Annotated in this window: 17 protein-coding genes; 7 read left to right on the top strand and 10 right to left on the bottom strand. The window is 62.0% G+C overall.

The genetic code is table 11. From position 1 onward, the window contains the following. The first annotated feature begins 72 nt into the window (after positions 1-72). From ligA to ACN0SW_RS07390, 3 genes are all read left to right on the top strand, one after another. A complete protein-coding gene (gene ligA, locus ACN0SW_RS07400) occupies positions 73-2,214 on the top strand; it encodes an NAD-dependent DNA ligase LigA (protein WP_417727276.1) in 2,142 nt (713 codons plus the stop codon). Continuing rightward, positions 2,211-4,301: an ATP-dependent DNA helicase RecG gene (gene recG, locus ACN0SW_RS07395; protein ID WP_417727275.1), complete on the top strand. Its 2,091-nt coding sequence runs from the start codon at positions 2,211-2,213 to the stop codon at positions 4,299-4,301. The genes ligA and recG overlap by 4 nt, the downstream gene beginning before the upstream one ends. Before the next feature lie 97 nt (positions 4,302-4,398). Next, entirely contained in the window at positions 4,399-4,521 is a 123-nt protein-coding gene (locus ACN0SW_RS07390; RefSeq protein WP_417727274.1) for a hypothetical protein, read from the top strand. A 276-nt stretch (positions 4,522-4,797) separates the two neighbouring features. On the opposite strand, the gene ACN0SW_RS07385 is transcribed toward ACN0SW_RS07390, so the two are convergent. Beyond that, entirely contained in the window at positions 4,798-5,253 is a 456-nt protein-coding gene (locus ACN0SW_RS07385; RefSeq protein ID WP_417727273.1) for an iron-sulfur cluster assembly scaffold protein, read from the bottom strand. A 67-nt stretch (positions 5,254-5,320) separates the two neighbouring features. On the opposite strand from ACN0SW_RS07385, the gene hisI reads away from it, so the two are divergent. After that, the gene (hisI, locus tag ACN0SW_RS07380) at positions 5,321-5,689 is read left to right on the top strand and encodes a phosphoribosyl-AMP cyclohydrolase (protein ID WP_417727272.1); all 369 of its coding nucleotides are present in this window, start codon (positions 5,321-5,323) and stop codon (positions 5,687-5,689) included. A gap of 22 nt (positions 5,690-5,711) precedes the next feature. On the opposite strand, the gene gluQRS is transcribed toward hisI, so the two are convergent. The 3 genes from gluQRS to ACN0SW_RS07365 are packed head-to-tail and all read right to left on the bottom strand — an operon-like array spanning position 5,712 to position 8,744. Then, entirely contained in the window at positions 5,712-6,545 is an 834-nt protein-coding gene (gluQRS, locus tag ACN0SW_RS07375) for a tRNA glutamyl-Q(34) synthetase GluQRS (protein ID WP_417727271.1), read from the bottom strand. 12 nt (positions 6,546-6,557) lie between these two features. Continuing rightward, the gene (gene trmFO / locus ACN0SW_RS07370; protein WP_417727270.1) at positions 6,558-7,916 is read right to left on the bottom strand and encodes a methylenetetrahydrofolate--tRNA-(uracil(54)-C(5))-methyltransferase (FADH(2)-oxidizing) TrmFO; all 1,359 of its coding nucleotides are present in this window, start codon (positions 7,914-7,916) and stop codon (positions 6,558-6,560) included. A gap of 42 nt (positions 7,917-7,958) precedes the next feature. After that, positions 7,959-8,744, bottom strand: a complete 786-nt coding sequence (locus tag ACN0SW_RS07365; protein WP_417727269.1) for an enoyl-CoA hydratase — start codon at positions 8,742-8,744, stop codon at positions 7,959-7,961. A gap of 58 nt (positions 8,745-8,802) precedes the next feature. Between ACN0SW_RS07365 and ACN0SW_RS07360 the strand changes: the two genes are divergently transcribed. The 3 genes from ACN0SW_RS07360 to rpsI all read left to right on the top strand — a co-directional run bounded on the left by ACN0SW_RS07360 (position 8,803) and on the right by rpsI (position 10,434). Further along, positions 8,803-9,222 carry a PaaI family thioesterase gene (locus ACN0SW_RS07360; RefSeq protein ID WP_417727268.1) on the top strand — a complete coding sequence of 140 codons (420 nt, stop codon included), beginning with the start codon at positions 8,803-8,805 and terminating at the stop codon, positions 9,220-9,222. Between the two features lie 256 nt (positions 9,223-9,478). Beyond that, positions 9,479-9,943, top strand: coding sequence for a 50S ribosomal protein L13 (rplM, locus tag ACN0SW_RS07355; protein WP_037269663.1), 465 nt, complete (start codon positions 9,479-9,481; stop codon positions 9,941-9,943). Further along, complete coding sequence (rpsI, locus tag ACN0SW_RS07350; RefSeq protein WP_417727267.1) at positions 9,943-10,434, top strand: 30S ribosomal protein S9; 492 nt, start codon at positions 9,943-9,945, stop codon at positions 10,432-10,434. Before rplM ends, rpsI begins: the two co-directional genes overlap by 1 nt. Positions 10,435-10,523: 89 nt before the next feature. On the opposite strand, the gene ACN0SW_RS07345 is transcribed toward rpsI, so the two are convergent. The 6 genes from ACN0SW_RS07345 to ACN0SW_RS07320 all read right to left on the bottom strand — a co-directional run bounded on the left by ACN0SW_RS07345 (position 10,524) and on the right by ACN0SW_RS07320 (position 16,052). Next, complete coding sequence (locus ACN0SW_RS07345) at positions 10,524-11,147, bottom strand: TetR/AcrR family transcriptional regulator (RefSeq protein ID WP_417727266.1); 624 nt, start codon at positions 11,145-11,147, stop codon at positions 10,524-10,526. Next, positions 11,140-12,009, bottom strand: coding sequence for a polyphosphate kinase 2 (ppk2, locus tag ACN0SW_RS07340; protein ID WP_417727265.1), 870 nt, complete (start codon positions 12,007-12,009; stop codon positions 11,140-11,142). Before ppk2 ends, ACN0SW_RS07345 begins: the two co-directional genes overlap by 8 nt. Before the next feature lie 37 nt (positions 12,010-12,046). Further along, positions 12,047-13,030 (bottom strand): alpha/beta fold hydrolase, encoded by a 984-nt coding sequence (locus ACN0SW_RS07335; protein ID WP_417727434.1) that lies wholly within the window; start codon positions 13,028-13,030, stop codon positions 12,047-12,049. After that, positions 13,014-13,937 carry a homoserine O-acetyltransferase MetA gene (gene metA, locus ACN0SW_RS07330; protein ID WP_417727264.1) on the bottom strand — a complete coding sequence of 308 codons (924 nt, stop codon included), beginning with the start codon at positions 13,935-13,937 and terminating at the stop codon, positions 13,014-13,016. Before metA ends, ACN0SW_RS07335 begins: the two co-directional genes overlap by 17 nt. 26 nt (positions 13,938-13,963) lie before the next feature. Next, entirely contained in the window at positions 13,964-14,836 is an 873-nt protein-coding gene (locus tag ACN0SW_RS07325; RefSeq protein ID WP_417727263.1) for an ATPase, read from the bottom strand. A 112-nt stretch (positions 14,837-14,948) separates the two neighbouring features. Beyond that, the gene (locus ACN0SW_RS07320) at positions 14,949-16,052 is read right to left on the bottom strand and encodes an OmpP1/FadL family transporter (protein WP_417727262.1); all 1,104 of its coding nucleotides are present in this window, start codon (positions 16,050-16,052) and stop codon (positions 14,949-14,951) included. Between the last annotated feature and the right edge of the window lie 126 nt (positions 16,053-16,178).

Genomic DNA, 16,178 nt, shown 5'->3' with positions numbered 1-16,178 from the left:
CGGGCACTATCACTCTGGTCAGGCATGAGGTGGGCATAAGGCGCTCTCTCATGCGGGATCAGAGAGGGGCCGATGACCGATACGATTGCCGTTGATGACCTGAGCGAGGCAGAGGCGCGGGCAGAGCTGGCGCGCCTTGCGGCGCTCCTGGCTGAGGCCAATCGCGCCTATCACGGCGAAGACGCCCCTGAAATATCAGACGCCGCCTATGATGCGCTCAAGGCGCGCAATGCGCTGATCGAGGCAAGATTTCCGGCGCTCAAGCGCAGCGATAGCCCGTCGGAACAGGTGGGGGCGGCCCCATCCGAGGGGTTTGCCAAGGTCACGCACAAGGTGCGCATGCTCAGCCTTGGCAATGCGTTCGAGGCCGACGATGTGGCCGAGTTTGACACCCGCATCCGCCGCTATCTGGGATGGGCCGACGTGGCCCTGCTGACCTATACCGCCGAGCCCAAGATCGACGGGCTCAGCCTCAGCCTGCGCTATGAGCAGGGCAAACTGGTGCAGGCGGCGACGCGCGGCGATGGTGAAACCGGCGAGAATGTCACCGCCAACGCTCGCACCATCGCCGATATTCCCGGCACGCTCACCGGCGCGCCGGATGTCCTCGAAGTGCGCGGCGAGGTTTATATGAGCCACGCTGATTTCAAAGCGCTCAACGCCCGGCAGGCCGCCAAATCCGACAAACCCTTTGCCAATCCGCGCAACGCTGCGGCCGGATCGCTCCGGCAGCTTGATGCGACCATCACCGCCGCGCGCCCGCTGCGCTTCTTTGCCTATAGCTGGGGGGATCTCAGCGCGCCGTTGGCCGACACGCAGATGGGCGCCATCAAACGGCTTGCGGCGCTTGGGTTTCAGACCAATCCCCTGACCGTGCTCTGTGATGGCGTTGACGCCCTGCTTGCGCAATATGCGATGATCGAGCAGGCGCGTGCGACGCTGGGTTATGATATCGACGGCGTGGTCTACAAGGTTGATGATCTGGCCCTGCAAGTGCGGCTTGGCTTTCGCTCGACCACGCCCCGATGGGCGATTGCGCATAAGTTTCCTGCGGAACTGGCCTGGACCCGGCTCGAGGCGATCGACATTCAGGTGGGCCGCACCGGCGCGCTGAGCCCGGTGGCGCGACTGAGCCCTGTGACGGTCGGCGGTGTCGTGGTCAGCAACGCGACCCTGCACAATGAGGATTACATCGCCGGGCGCGACAGCAAGGGTGGGGTCATTCGCCCCGATGAAAACGGCAATGCCAAGGATATTCGCGTCGGCGACTGGGTGCAGGTCTACCGTGCGGGCGATGTGATCCCCAAGATCGCGGATGTGGATTTGGGCAAGCGGCCCGAGGAGGCCACAGCCTTCGTCTTTCCCACCACATGCCCCGAATGCGGCTCTGACGCCGTGCGCGAAGAGGGCGACGCCGTGCGCCGTTGTGTCGGCGGCCTCATCTGTCCGGCGCAGGCGGTGGAAAAGCTCAAGCATTTCGTCTCCCGCGCGGCGTTTGACATTGAGGGGTTGGGGGCCAAGCAGGTGGAGATGTTCTATAAAGACGATCAACTGCCAGTTAAGGAACCCGCAGCCATATTTACCCTCAAAGAACGCGACAGGAAGAACTTTACCAAGCTGGCTAACCGCGAAGGCTGGGGTGAAAAGAGCGCGAAGAACCTCTTTGAAGCAATTGAAGAAAAAAGAAAAATCCCGTTTGGCCGATTGCTCTTTGCGCTTGGCATCCGGCATGTGGGCGAGCAGGCCAGCACGCTCATTGCGCGCAACTATGGCACCTGGGATGAATTCATTGCGGCGATGGACGCGGCGAAGGAATTCGAAGGGCCGGAATGGGAGCGCCTGCTTGGCATTGACGGGGTCGGCACGGTGATGGCGCGCGCCCTTGTCGGGGCCTTTGCAGAGCCGCATGAACGTGACAGCATTGACCGGCTCACCCAGCATCTGACGGTGGAAGAGGCCGCGCGCCCTGACACCTCGGGCAGTCCGGTGGCGGGCAAGACCGTGGTGTTCACCGGCACGCTGGAAAAGATGACCCGCGCCGAGGCCAAGGCGCGCGCCGAGGCGCTAGGCGCCAAGGTTGCAGGCTCGGTCAGCGCCAAGACAGACCTGCTCATCGCGGGCCCCGGTGCGGGGTCCAAGGCGAAAAAGGCGCAAGAGCTGGGCATTGAAACGGTAGACGAGGATGGTTGGCTTGCCCTCATCGAGGGCGCATGAGCACCCGGCCCGAAATCCTCTTTCCGCTCTTTGCCGGGCTGGAAACCCTAGAGGGGATCGGCCCCAAGACCGCGCAAAACCTTGTCGCGCTCGATATCACACGCCCGCGTGACCTGATCCTGACCTTGCCGCATGGGGCGGTGGATCGCCGCCGCCGCGCGACGGTGCAGGGGGCCGATCTGCCCGGTATCGTCACGGTTGAGGTGACGGTGGGCCAGCACCGCCCGCCTGCGCGTAAAGGGGGGCCGTACCGCGTGGTGGTCGAGGATGCCGCCACCAGCTTTCATCTGATTTTCTTTCACGCCCGCGATGAATACCTGCGCCGCATGCTGCCCACCGGCGCGCGGCGCGTCGTCTCGGGCAAGGCCGAACTGTTCGACGGGATTGCCCAGATGGTGCACCCCGATCACATGCTCCCCCCCGAAGAGGCGGGTGACATCCCCGATTTCGAGCCGGTCTATCCCCTGACCGCCGGGGTCACCCAGCGGGTGATGGCCAAGGGGATGCATTCGGCGCTGATGCGCCTGCCGGATCTGGCCGAATGGATCGACCCGGTGCAAAAGGCGCAGGCCGGTTGGCCCGATTGGGCAGAGGCCATTCGCCGCGCCCATAGCCCGGAAGAGGCCCGCGATCTTGCGCCCACATATCCGGCGCGCGAACGCCTCGCCTATGACGAGCTTATGGCGCATCAGATGACGCTGGCGCTTGCCCGCTCGAAACTGCGCCGCGCCAAGGGGCGAGCGACCGTGGGCACGGGGCGCTTGCAGGCACGGGTGCTGGAGGCGCTGCCCTATGCGCTGACCGGCGCGCAAACCCGCGCCATTGCCGAGATTGCCGCCGATATGGCCGCTCCGCTGCGAATGAACCGGCTGCTTCAGGGCGACGTCGGCGCGGGCAAGACGCTGGTGGCGTTCAAGGCGCTCTTGATCGCGGTCGAGGCGGGCGGGCAGGGGGTGATGATGGCCCCCACGGAAATTCTCGCGCGCCAGCATTTGCAAGGGCTGAGGCCCCTGGCCGAGAGCGCGAATGTCGTGCTCGAAATCCTTACAGGCCGCGATAAGGGGGCAGAGCGCCGCGCCAAGCTTGCCGCGCTCAAACGTGGCGATATTCAGATCCTTGTCGGCACCCATGCGGTGTTTCAAAAGGATGTGGAATTCGCCGATCTGCGCCTCGCGATTATCGATGAGCAACATCGCTTTGGCGTCCGCCAGAGGTTGGAACTGGGTCAAAAGGGGGCGCAGGCCGATGTGCTGGTGATGACCGCCACGCCGATTCCACGCAGCCTCGCACTGGCGCAATATGGCGATATGGATGTTAGCGTGCTGGACGAAAAACCGCCCGGCCGCCAGCCGATCAAGACTGCATTGGTCAGTATGGGACGGATCGACGAGGTGGTGGATCACCTGCGCCGCGCCTTGGCCGAGGGGCGACAGGCCTATTGGGTCTGCCCTCTGGTCGAGGAAAGCGAGGTGGTGGACCTCAGCAGCGCCGAGGAACGGTTCAAGCGGCTGCGCGCGGCCTTGGGCGAGGGGATCGTCGGGCTGGTGCATGGTCAGATGCCGCCCGAAGACAAGGACGCCGCCATGGCCACCTTTCAACGTGGCGAGACCAGCGTGCTTGTCTCGACCACCGTGATCGAGGTGGGCGTCGATGTGCCCAATGCGTCGATCATGGTGATCGAGCGCGCCGAAAGCTTTGGTCTGGCGCAGTTGCACCAGCTGCGCGGGCGCGTCGGGCGGGGGCAGGCGGCCTCGACCTGCTTGCTGTTGTATCAGGCCCCGCTCAGCGAGGGGGGCGAGCGGCGGTTGACGACGATGCGCGACACCGAGGACGGATTTCGGATTTCCGAGGTTGATCTCGAAATGCGCGGTGCGGGCGATCTGATCGGGACGGCGCAATCGGGCCTGCCCAAGTTCCGCGTCGCGGACCTCGAATCGCAATCCGCCCTGATGGCGATCGCGCAATCAGACGCGCGCAAACTCTTGCAGGATGACCCGGACCTTGTGTCTGATCGCGGTCGTGCGGCACGGGTGCTGTTGTGGTTGATGGAGCAAGACCAAGCAATTTGTTTAATCTCAGTTGGTTAGGTTTTTTGTTCACATTTGTTCTCATAAAGTTCTTTACTTCGTTAACGCAATATGAGAACAAAGTAGCAACACAGAGGTTTTCAGAAGGAGCCCCCGGATGTTGCACCAGATCAAGACAACTGCGACCCGTGCGCAGGATACGATTGTTGGCGATGCGATTGGCGCGCTTGCGCTGATGGTGACGCTGGTCGGTGCGCTCTATCTGCCCGGCCTCATCTGACCGCTTGTTTGTGTTTGCCTGAGTTTCTGCCTGAGTTTCTGCCTGAGTTTCTGCCTGTGGGTCCGTCCCTGACCTTGGCTGCATTCCCTCTGTCCCAACGTCGGGGATGCGCCACATCCACCTGTCCCAACCGGTTTTCGGGGTTTGCCTCATTCCTCCCGAAATATGTCAGGGGCCTGTGACCTGCGCACCTCTGCCGCCGCCGCTTGTCCAAGCGTGCGGCGGTTTTTTTATTCCGAGAGGGCCGGGTGCGCCGTGCCGCGACAGGATCGCGCCTCAGGCGCAGGAGGCCTGCGCGCGCACCGTCTCCATGGCTTCGACGGCGGCTTCAAGCGTCAAAAGGATCGAGGCGTGGCGATTCTTGTAATCCCGCGCCGGGCGCAGCACCTCCAGCCCGTCAAAGGGGGCAGGCGGGGTCGGACCGTCGGATTTCAGCATCTCGCGCAGCGCGTCGCGCGCCGCCGTCACCTGCGCCAGATCACAGCCGATGATCACGCCGCCGACAACACTCGCAGCGGCTTGACCAAGCGCACAGGCCTTGACCTCGGCGGCATAGTCCACGATCCGCCCCGCGTCGCAGCGAATATCGACGGTCACGGTCGAGCCGCAAAGCGGCGCACGGCGCTTGACGCTGGCTTGCGGATCGGCAAGCCGTCCGTGATGCGGAATATCAGAGGCCAGTTCCAAGATGCGCGCGGAATAGAGCTTGATCAGGTCGGTTTCGCCGCTCATGGCTTTTCCTTTCGTGTGTTGCCCCATAAATAGGCGCGTGACGCGCAGATGCAAAAGGAAATCCGCCATGTTCTTCGATCCGGCGACACTAAAGTATGATGCCAACGGGCTGATCCCCGCCATTGCCCAGGATGCCGGGACCGGCGAGGTGCTGATGATGGCTTGGATGAACGCGGACGCCGTGGCGCGCACGCTAGAGACCGGGCGCGTGACCTATTGGAGCCGCTCGCGGCAAGCGTTCTGGATCAAGGGCGAAACCTCGGGCCATGTGCAGGAACTGGTCGAGATGCGCGTCGATTGCGACCGCGATTGCCTGCTGGTGTTGGTGCACCAGAGCGGCCCGGCCTGCCACACCAACCGTCGCTCGTGCTTTTATACGGCGGTGCGGGGCGGGGAAGAAGCCGAGATCATGGCGCCAATGGCCCGCGCGGATTGAGTATTTTCGGAACGCTGAACGCTCAGAGCCCCACCATCGCGCGGATGTCCCGTGGGTTGACCCCGTCTGCGCGATAGGTGGCGATGGCGCGCGCGTCGTCACGTTTCGCCAGTCGTTTGCCCGCGTCATCGCGGATCAGGGCGTGATGGTGATAGGCGGGGGTCGGCAGGCCCAAGAGGCGCTGCAACAGCACATGAATCTGGGTCGCTTCACGCAAATCCTCGCCCCGGATGACATGGGTGATGCCCTGATCGGCATCGTCCAGCACCACAGAGAGGTGATAAGACGCGCCCATCTCGCGCCGCGCCAGCACCACGTCGCCGACAGTGTGCGGTAGGTCCTGCGGTGTGACGGTATGGCCTTTTTCCAAGTAAAACAAAGGCGTGTCGAGCGTTTCGCAAGCGCGGGCCATGTCGAGACGCAAGGCGCAATTCTGCGGCAATGCGCCCTGCGGCGGGATCATGGGCCGACAGGTGCCGGGATAAATCACCCCATCGGGACCAAAGAGCGGCGCGCCCTCTTGCGGGGCAGAGGCGGCGGCGCGGATATCGGCGCGGGTGCAGGTGCAAGGGTAGAGCAGACCCCTGTCCCAGAGTGTTTTCAGCGCGGCGCGATAGCGTGGCAGGCGGGTCGACTGCCGCAGCACGGGACGCGGCCAGTCGAGACCGAGCCATGCGAGATCGTCGAAAATCTGCGCCTCCCATTCCGGACGACAGCGCGTCTGATCGAGATCGTCAATGCGCAACAGAAAGCGGCCACCCTCGGCCCGTGCCCGGTCATGGGCCAGCATCGCGGAATAGGCATGCCCGAGATGCAGCGGGCCGGTCGGCGAGGGGGCAAATCGCGTTATGAGCATCTGTTCAATGGGTTACGAGGCAATGCTCATGTTTTGGGCGCTGAGCCATTCGCCCCAGGCCGTCTTGGCACGGTCGGTGTAGCCCTTGTAGCGGTCAACGCGCCCGCGCCGCCCACCCTTGAAGCCGTCAATCGGGCGAAACAGGCCAAAATTCACATTCATCGGCTGAAAGGTTTTGGCCTCGGCCCCGCCGGTGATGTGATGAATGAGGGCGCCCATGGCGCTGTCCTGCGGCACAGGCGGCAGGCTCTGACCCAGAATTTCCGCTGCGGCCAGTCGCCCCGCCAAAAGGCCCATCGCGGCGGATTCGACATAGCCCTCAACACCCGTAATCTGCCCGGCAAAGCGAATGTGCGGGCGCGAGCGCAGGCGCATCTGCGCATCAAGCAGCGTGGGGGAATTGAGGAACGTGTTGCGATGGATGCCGCCAAGGCGGGCAAACTGTGCATTTTCCAAACCCGGAATCATTTTAAAAACAGCAGTTTGCGCGCCGTACTTCATCTTGGTTTGAAAGCCGACGATGTTGTGGAGCGTGCCCAGTGCATTGTCGCGGCGCAGTTGCACCACAGCATGCGGTTTGACATCGGGCGCATGCGGATTGGTCAGGCCCACCGGCTTCATCGGGCCATGGCGCAGGGTTTCGCGACCGCGTTCCGCCATCACCTCGATGGGCAGGCAGCCATCGAAATACCCCGCCGTTTCGCCCTCGTGAAATTCGGTCTTGTCCGCCGCAAGCAGCGCGTCGATGAAGGCCTCGTATTGGTCGCGGTCCATCGGACAGTTGAGATAGGCGGTACGCTCTGCCTCGGTCTCGCCCTTGTCATAGCGCGACTGCATCCAGGCGCGCGACATGTCGATGCTCTCGTGATAGACAATCGGCGCGATGGCGTCGAAAAACGCGAGCGCCTCTGCGCCGGTCTCGGCGGCAATCGCCTTGCCCAAACCTTCCGAGGTCAGCGGACCTGTGGCGATGATCCAGTGACCGTCCTCGGGAATCTGTGTTATTTCATCATGGTGCACGGTGATCTTGGGGTGATCCAAGAGCCGCGCCGTGACCGATTGGGCAAAGCGATCCCGGTCCACAGCTAGGGCCCCTCCCGCCGGCAGGCGGTTTTCATGGGCCATGGCCATGATCACCCCCCCCGCGGCGCGCATTTCCCAATGCAACAGACCCACGGCATTTTGTTCGTCATCATCCGAGCGGAACGAGTTGGAACATACCATCTCGGCCAGATCGCCGGTGCGATGCGCAAAGGTTTTGACCTTGGGGCGCATCTCGTGAATGACCACGTTGACGCCCATATTGGCGGCTTGCCACGCCGCCTCTGATCCGGCCATGCCGCCGCCGATGATATGCAATGTTTTATCCATGGGCTGCGATCTAGGTCATTGCGTGTGGTTTGGAAAGGGGCGTCACTGCTTCCAATCCGGTGCACGTTTGTCGATAAAGGCGGCGATGCCTTCGGCGGTGTCGCGGTGCAGCATGTTTTCGACCATCACCGCGCCGGTATGGGCATAGGCGGCATCCAGCCCCATTTCCAATTGCTCATAGAACGCCCGTTTGCCGACCCGCACGGCAGAGCCGAGTTTGGCCGCGACAGTTTCCGCGAGCGCGGTGGTTTCTGCCACGAGATCCTCGGGCGGCACGGCGCGGTTGATGAGGCCAAGCTCTGCGGCGCGGGTGGTGTCGATGAACTGGCCGGTGGTCAGCATCTCGAACGCCTGTTTGCGCGGGATATTGCGGCTGAGCGCCACCATCGGAGTGGAACAGAAGAGGCCGATATTGACGCCATTCACGCCAAACCGCGTGCCATGCGCCGCCACCGCCATATCGCAACTGGCCACCAACTGGCACCCCGCCGCCGTGGCGATGCCGTGCGGGGCGGCAATGACGGGCTGGGGCAGGGTGCGAATTGCGGTCATCACCGCCGTGCAACGGGCGAAAAGATCGGCGAAATAGGCGCGCCCGCCATCCTCGGCCTGCCGTCCGGCGGTCATTTCCTTGAGATCATGCCCGGCGCAAAACGCCTTGCCTGCGCCCATGATCGTGACCACGCGGATGCTGCGATCCTGCGCCAGCCGGTCGAATTCGGCCTGAAGCGCCGCCAGCATCGCATCCGACAGCGCGTTGAGATTGCCGGGCGAATTGAGCGTGAGCCGCGCGATTGCGCCCTCGTCGATGCGGTCGAGAATTGCCATCTTGTAACCCCTTGTGCGTTGGGGCCATTCTAACCCGGAACAGGCCAAGGAGCAAAGCATGAGCGTCAAGATGACTGCTGCAGAATTGATGGATTTCCTCGACCGGGAATTCCCGCAGATCACGGGCGACTTCGCCATCGAAGAGGTGGGGGATATGCGTATCCGGACGCGGCTCTTGGTGGCTGAGCGGCATTTGCGCCCCGGTGGCACGGTGTCGGGGCCGTCGATTTTTGCGCTGGCCGATGTCTCGGTCTATCTGGCGATTCTGGCGATGATCGGGCCGCAGGGACTGGCCGTGACCACCAATTGCAGCATTGATTTCATGCGGAAACCGGCGGCGGGCGTCGATCTTATCGCCGAGTGCCGCCTCCTGAAACTGGGCCGGGTTCTGGCCGTGGGCGAAGTTCTGATCTTTTCCGAAGGCTTGAGCGCCCCGGTGGCGCGCGCAAGCCTGACCTATTCCATCCCGCCGAAATGAGGCCGCAGCCGGGGGGCTGTCTGCCCCCCGGACCCCCCGAGAGTATTTCAGGAACGGTGAGGGACAGAAATTCGCATGGAAAGTTGGGGTAATATATTACCTATTTTTTAAATCATTGTTTTTGAATGAGTAATTTGAATTTATGGCGGTTGACCTGCGCATCGAACTGATTATAACCCGCCCATCGCATCAGCGCTGCCCGTCGGGCGGCCAAAGCTGATCAAGACCAAAGACCAAGCACAAGGTTCTGCCTGATATGAAAACATTCTCTGCTACCCCGGCAGATATCGACAAGAAATGGATCCTGATCGACGCCGAGGGCGTTGTTCTGGGCCGTCTTGCCTCGATCATCGCCATGCGCCTGCGCGGCAAGCACAAGGCCAGCTTTACCCCTCACATGGACATGGGTGACAACGTGATCGTCATCAATGCCGACAAGGTGCAGCTGACCGGCAACAAGCGCAACAAGCCTAACTACTGGCACACCGGCCACCCGGGCGGCATCAAATCCCGCACCACCGGCGAGATCCTCGAGGGCAAATACCCCGAGCGCGTCGTGATGCAGGCGGTCAAGCGCATGCTGCCGGGCAATCGCCTGTCGCGTACGCAGATGACCAACCTGCGCGTCTATGCAGGCGGCGAGCACCCCCACGAGGCCCAGAGCCCCGAGGTGCTGGACGTCAAATCCATGAACTCCAAGAATACGCGGGTGGCATACTGATGACTGACGAAATCAAATCCCTCGAAGGTCTCGAAGCCGTCGCTGGCACCGTCAGCGCAGCACCGATGGAGATCAAAGCCCCGCGCGAGCCGCAGCGCGATTCGCTGGGCCGGTCTTATGCAACCGGCAAGCGTAAGGATGCGGTCGCCCGCGTCTGGATCAAGCCCGGCTCGGGCAAGGTCGTCGTCAACGGCAAGCCGATGAACGAATATTTCGCGCGTCCCGTGCTTCAGATGATCCTCAAGCAGCCCTTCACCGTGTCGGGCACTGAGGGCCAGTTTGACGTGATGGCTACCGTTGCCGGTGGCGGTCTGTCCGGTCAGGCCGGTGCGGTCAAGCACGGCGTGTCCAAGGCGCTGCAACTCTATGATCCCAGCCTGCGCGGTGCGCTCAAGGCGGCAGGGTTCCTGACCCGCGACAGCCGCGTCGTGGAACGCAAGAAATACGGTAAGCGCAAAGCACGCCGCAGCTTCCAGTTCTCCAAGCGCTGATCGCGTTACGGATCAAACAGTCAAAGGGCCGCCCATCGGGCGGCCCTTTCGCATATGCCCAAGCATGAGCCGCGCGCGGATTTTGGGGATCAGGGCTCGTTGTCGGGCGGGATCAGCCCCAGCCCACGCAGATAGATGCAGATGCCCGATTCCAGCAGATCTTCGGGCGGATAGGACGACCGGGCCCCCGGCGCCCCCCGCGTAAAAAGCTCGACCACACCATGACTCAGCGCCCAGACATGCGCGGCGAACATCGCCGCAGGCGGGCGATGCTCAGACGGCAAATGCGCCGAGAGCGCGGCGGCGGCATGGGTCAGAACCCCTTGTGCGCGTCCCGCCACCTCTGCCAGTTCCGGGGTGGTATTCACTGACAGACCAGATTCGAACATCGCCACATAATGCCCGGCATTCGAGCGGGCAAAGGCCAGATAGGCCCGCCCGGTCGCCATAAACGCCGCCAGCGGATTGGGGCGGCCCTCGTCAAACGCGGCTTCCATCCGGGTGACAAAAATCTCGAACCCCTGCCGCGCCGCCTCGGCAATCAGCGCCTCTCGGCCCGAAAAATGCCGGTAAGGGGCGGCGGTCGAGACCTCGGCGCGCTTGGCTGCCTCGGCCATGGTAAACCCCTGCGGTCCCTTTTCCGCGATCAGCGCAAGCGTGGCCTCCACCAGCGCCTGCCGCAGATTGCCGTGATGATAGCCCTGTTTAGCCATGCCAGATTTCGGGACCGCCGACGATCCCCGGATCGGGCTTGCCCACCGCGTGCACGTCCTTGTGGGCATAGTCGAGCTGGCTCAGAACCTGCCGGATCGTCTCCAGCCGCGCGCGCCGTTTGTCATCCGAGCGCACGACCGTCCAGGGCGCATGGTTGCTGTGACTGCGGGTCAGGGTTTCGGCGATGGCGGCGGTGTAACTGTCCCATTTCTTGAGACCCTCAACGTCGATCCAGCTCAGTTTCCATTGCTTGAGCGGGTCTTGCTCGCGCTCCAGAAACCGGCGGAGCTGTTCGGCGCGGCCCACATTGAGCCAGAATTTAAAGAGGTGAATTCCCTCATCCACCAGCATCCGTTCGAAATCCGGCACTTGGGCAAAGAAATGTTGGCGCTGTGCCTCGCTGCAAAAGCCAAAGACCTTTTCCACCACCGCGCGATTATACCAACTGCGGTCATAGAACACGATTTCTCCCCCGGCGGGCAGATGGTCGATATAGCGCTGAAAATACCATTGCGTCGCCTCGACATCGGACGGCTTGCTCAGCGCTACCACACGCGCGCCGCGCGGATTAAGATATTCGCGAAACCGCTTGATCGTGCCGCCCTTGCCCGCGGCGTCGCGCCCCTCAAAGACGATCGCGATCCGCGCGCCGCTTTCCTTGGCCCAGTGCTGCAGCTTGACCAACTCGGTTTGCAGCTTTTCCAGATCCTTTTCATAGGCCTTCTTCGACAGGCCCTCTGAATAGGGGAAATCACCGCCAAGGATGTCATCCTTATCCGCGCGGCGGATTTCCTTGCGGATCGCATTGGGGGCGTCAGTTTCGAAAAAGGCGCTGATCGCACCGTCAAAGGGCAGGTCCATGGGGGCCTCTCGCGTATGTTTCCGCTAGTATGGCGGCTCAATCGGCGGGGTGCAATCCGGCGCGGTGCGCGGCGCGGTCGATGGCCGCGATCACCGCCTCCGGGGCGCTGTGATGCGGCATATGGCCGATCCCTTCCAACACGGTCAGGCGCGCGCCCTCAATCTGCGCGGCAAGCGGTTTGGAATGAATGGAAACCCCCACCGTCGTATCGACACTGCCATGCACGATCTCGACCGGCACGGCAATTTCGCCATATCGCCCATGCAGCGCCTCGATCTCGGCCAGCAGATTGGCGCGTTGCAGGGCGTTGGCGCGCAAGGACGGGCGGCGCAGGGTCAGCCCCGCACCGATGTGATCCAGATAGCCCTCGGGCGGTGCTTGCGGGGTGAAAATCTCTTGCACCGCCTGTTCCACGCGGTCGTCATGCACAAAGGCCGTCAGAAGCGGAATGATCAGCGGGCCCAACACCGGATGCGACAGAACCCGGTAATAGGTCGACAGACCCGTATCCCACGGCTTGGCCGCCCCCGCCACATTGACCAATGCGGCAATGTGATCGGGCCGCGTGACCGCCCAGGCCAGCGCCACCGAACCGCCATAGCTGTGACCCAGAACGATAGGCCGCTCGGCCCCCAACACCGCCGCCGCCTCCTGCAAGAGCGCGGCTTGCTCGATGAGCGTTGCTCCGGTGCGATTGATCCGTGCGGTATAGCCCAGACCGGGGCGATCCAGCACGATCACCCGATAGCGCTGCGCCAGACGTGGCGCCAGATCAAAGGTCATGTCGCGGGTATTGCCTGATGCACCGTGGATCAGCACGAGATCGGGGCCGTTGCCCATCACGACACTGTGGACCCGGTGCCCGGCCACCTCGACAAACTGCCCCTCGGGTGGAAATGCGGCCTCGGCCTGCGCCTCTTGCGCGCGTGCCCGATACTGACCCCAGCCCCAAACGGCAAGCAGGCAAAAGGCAAGCAGACAAAAGACAATCAGGATCAGGGATTTAACGGCCAATGGAATTCATATCAAACGGGGTCGTCTGATAGATCTGGTTGATCCAGTTGCCATAAAGCAGATGCGCATGGCTGCGCCAGCGGTTCTGCGGTGCGCGTGTGGGATCATCACCTGGATAGTAATTGCACGGTACGTTGATCGGTGTGCCATTGGCCACGTCGCGATCATATTCCTGCTTGAGCGTGTCGCTGTCATATTCAAAGTGGTTAAAGATATAGAGCGCGCGGCGCACGGTATCCTCGACCAGACAGGGGCCGACCTCGTCACTGTCCAAGAGGATCGTCAGGCCTGTGACCGCCTCGATCTCGGCGCGCTTCATTTCCGTCCAGCGGCTCACCGGGATCACGCAATCGTCGGAAAAGCCACGCAGATAGGGCGAGGCAGGCACCATGTTGCGATGCCGGAAACAGCCGAACGCCTTATGATCCAGCATGTGTTTCTTGACCCCGTGGAAATGGTTGATCATCGCCATCCCGCCCCAACAGACCCCAAAGGTCGAATGCACGTTGGTTTGCGTCCAGTCAAAGACGCGCGCCAGTTCCTCCCAATAGGTCACGGCGTCAAACTCCAGATGTTCGATTGGCGCGCCGGTGATGATGAGGCCGTCGTATTTGTCCCCTGCGACCGCCACCTCGTCGAAGGGCCGGTAAAAGCTTTCCATATGCTCTGCGGCGGTGTTCTTGGTCTGATGCTCGCTCATGCGGATCAGGTCAAAGTCGATTTGCAGGGGGGTGGCACCGATCAGCCGGGCAAACTGGTTCTCGGTCTGAATCTTCTTGGGCATGAGATTGAGCAGGCCGATGCGCAGCGGCCTGATATCCTGCCGTGCTGCCTGATCCGGGTCCATCACCGATACGCCCTCGCGCGTCAGCACGGCATAGGCGGGCAGGTCGGCGGGGATCTTGATGGGCATGGGCAGGGGTCCTTGATTGTCTGACCTTAGATAGGCGTGGCGGCACGGCGCTCAAGTGCGGTGGCAACCAGTGCCTCGAAATCCTGTGCGGTCTTGACCGCCGCCACCTCGTTGGCGCTGACGCTGACGCCCCAATTCACCATCGCCTCATAGCGGGGCTGACGGTGGGCGAGGGCGCGGGCATAGGTCCAGCGGATGAAACTGTCTGGGTCGACGTCATTCTCTTGGCAATTATGCGCGCTCAGATATTCCGCCCATGCAGCATCGAGGAATTCCGGCTGATAGGCCATCGGCTTGGGCGCGCGGTCGAACCGGCGGATCAACTCGGCGGTATGCGCCTCGGACCCCTCGATATAGATGAGCAGACAGTGCGCCGACAATTCACGCAGGATCGGATCGTCAGGATCGGTGCCATCGACCCATTCACAGATCGACCCGCCGGTGTCACAGATGAAATGCGGATAGCCATAGAGCGTGCCGGCGCGGCGGATGAAATGCGCGGTATCCATCAGCGCGTGGATCTCGGCCTGCCGGAATTGTTCCTGCCGGACGCGATATTCCGCAATCGGCAGCCCGCCTTTGGCCGGATTGCCCGGCTTGCCCAGATAGGTCGAGACCGGGGTGAGGTTGTGAAAGGTGATGTTCGAGCCGATGTAGATTGAATCGCTCAGCAGCAGATCGCGCAGGAATGGCACCTGCATCGCATGCGCCTTGGCATTGTCAGCGATCAATTCGCCCATGTAGCGGGTGCCAATCCGGTAATCTATCGAATAGTGAAACCAGTCCCCGGCATCGCGCAGCATGTTGGACAGATGCGTCTTGCCCAAGCCTGACATGCCGTAAAACAGCACCCGCTTGTGTCTGGCGTCCCGCCAGTCTTGTGCAGAGTTGTAAATCATCACCGCTCCCTCTCGGGGGCTTGGTACAAAGCGTTCGGCGCAGGGTCAAACGCTATCATGCAAAACCCCGCCCGGATAAGGGGCGGGGTTTGAAAATGTGTCTTTGGGTCGCTCAGAACTTAAAGGCGACCTTGGTGCCAATCGCGATGGCATCGTTGCCCGAGAACGCGGTGACAGAGGAATTCGCATCACCGACGTCGAAATATTTGACGCCAGCCGTAAATTTCCAACTGTCTGTCTCATAGGTCGCGGCCAGCCCATAGCTGAAATAGCCGTCCTTGCCCGACAGGTTGCCGACAATGTCGCCCTCATCCTTTTCATACCCAAGGATTACGGCCCCACTCCAGTTCTCATTGAACTTGCGGCCCAGACCCAGCTCATAGGTCCAGATATCGCTTGGACCGCTTGCGATCGGTACGTTGACCGGAACGCCTGTCGCCACCGAGAAGAAGTCGCCCGGCTGCACGCTGAACTGCGACCATTCACGCCATTTGACCGAACCGAACAGCAGCGTGTTGGCCGCGATGCCGGATTGCGCATGAAGCGTGAAAGCCTGAGGGATTTCCACCTTGAAAGGGGCGCCGGTGTTGTCCTTGAAATCATGCTCGGTTTTTGATTCGTAGGTCAACGCCACGCGCAGGGCGATGTCAGGAATTTCATAGGCGGCCCCCAAGAGGTAACCGAACTGGAAATCCTTGTTCACATTGAGCGTATAGGGTTGGCCGGGGGCGGGGATCGCGCTGCCCAAGGTGGCGGGGGAGATCACGGTGATATTGCCCGACAGGCCGATATAGCGCAGGCCGCCATAGACGCTGACGCGGTCTGTGGCCTTGTATTTCGCCAAACCGGTAAAGGCGACCGAGCTTACTTCGGCGTTTGAGCCGGCGAAAAACGATCCGGGGGTGCGGTAATCCACCGCCGCGCCGACCGGCTCGTCGATCACAAGCGCCAGAGAAAGCCGGTCGTTCACATCGCGCTTATAGCCGCCTGCAAAAGACTGGTAGCGTTCTTGAATGTTGCCTGTGCCACTGGTCGGAATTGTTGGCAGCGGCGCACCTGAAACCGAGGGCTTCACGGTGGCTGCGGAAAACTCCAGATAGTTTTTACCCTTTTCGAACAGGATCATCGAGGGATCACCCCGACGCTCGATTTCTCCACCGAAAGCCATCGATGCGGTTGTGGCGAGCAATGTCGCCGCGAGCCAGGTTGTCTTCATGTGTCCCTCTCCTCCAGAGTTATTGGCGTCACATTACCGTTACGGCGAAACCGGTCAATCTTTGACGCCGCGTCACAGATAAACTGATCGTTACTGGTGGCGTGCTGGACACACCTTATGAGGGAA

It is taken from the genome of Roseovarius sp. (genome assembly GCF_048262375.1).
Taxonomy (GTDB): Bacteria; Pseudomonadota; Alphaproteobacteria; order Rhodobacterales; family Rhodobacteraceae; genus Roseovarius.
Note: the sequence above shows the minus strand (reverse complement) of the source record. Positions and strands in the feature narration are given on the sequence as shown.

What these genes read in the sequence shown, in the direction of transcription:
- trmFO (WP_417727270.1), bottom strand. Translation starts at nt 7,916, where the DNA reads ATGGATAAAACATTGCATATCATCGGCGGCGGCATGGCCGGATCAGAG.
- ACN0SW_RS07345 (WP_417727266.1), bottom strand. Translation starts at nt 11,147, where the DNA reads ATGGCTAAACAGGGCTATCATCACGGCAATCTGCGGCAGGCGCTGGTG.
- ligA (WP_417727276.1), top strand. Translation starts at nt 73, where the DNA reads ATGACCGATACGATTGCCGTTGATGACCTGAGCGAGGCAGAGGCGCGG.
- ACN0SW_RS07320 (WP_417727262.1), bottom strand. Translation starts at nt 16,052, where the DNA reads ATGAAGACAACCTGGCTCGCGGCGACATTGCTCGCCACAACCGCATCG.
- ppk2 (WP_417727265.1), bottom strand. Translation starts at nt 12,009, where the DNA reads ATGGACCTGCCCTTTGACGGTGCGATCAGCGCCTTTTTCGAAACTGAC.
- hisI (WP_417727272.1), top strand. Translation starts at nt 5,321, where the DNA reads ATGTTCTTCGATCCGGCGACACTAAAGTATGATGCCAACGGGCTGATC.
- ACN0SW_RS07390 (WP_417727274.1), top strand. Translation starts at nt 4,399, where the DNA reads ATGTTGCACCAGATCAAGACAACTGCGACCCGTGCGCAGGATACGATT.
- metA (WP_417727264.1), bottom strand. Translation starts at nt 13,937, where the DNA reads ATGCCCATCAAGATCCCCGCCGACCTGCCCGCCTATGCCGTGCTGACG.
- ACN0SW_RS07385 (WP_417727273.1), bottom strand. Translation starts at nt 5,253, where the DNA reads ATGAGCGGCGAAACCGACCTGATCAAGCTCTATTCCGCGCGCATCTTG.
- rpsI (WP_417727267.1), top strand. Translation starts at nt 9,943, where the DNA reads ATGACTGACGAAATCAAATCCCTCGAAGGTCTCGAAGCCGTCGCTGGC.
- rplM (WP_037269663.1), top strand. Translation starts at nt 9,479, where the DNA reads ATGAAAACATTCTCTGCTACCCCGGCAGATATCGACAAGAAATGGATC.
- ACN0SW_RS07365 (WP_417727269.1), bottom strand. Translation starts at nt 8,744, where the DNA reads ATGGCAATTCTCGACCGCATCGACGAGGGCGCAATCGCGCGGCTCACG.
- gluQRS (WP_417727271.1), bottom strand. Translation starts at nt 6,545, where the DNA reads ATGCTCATAACGCGATTTGCCCCCTCGCCGACCGGCCCGCTGCATCTC.
- ACN0SW_RS07360 (WP_417727268.1), top strand. Translation starts at nt 8,803, where the DNA reads ATGAGCGTCAAGATGACTGCTGCAGAATTGATGGATTTCCTCGACCGG.
- ACN0SW_RS07325 (WP_417727263.1), bottom strand. Translation starts at nt 14,836, where the DNA reads ATGATTTACAACTCTGCACAAGACTGGCGGGACGCCAGACACAAGCGG.
- recG (WP_417727275.1), top strand. Translation starts at nt 2,211, where the DNA reads ATGAGCACCCGGCCCGAAATCCTCTTTCCGCTCTTTGCCGGGCTGGAA.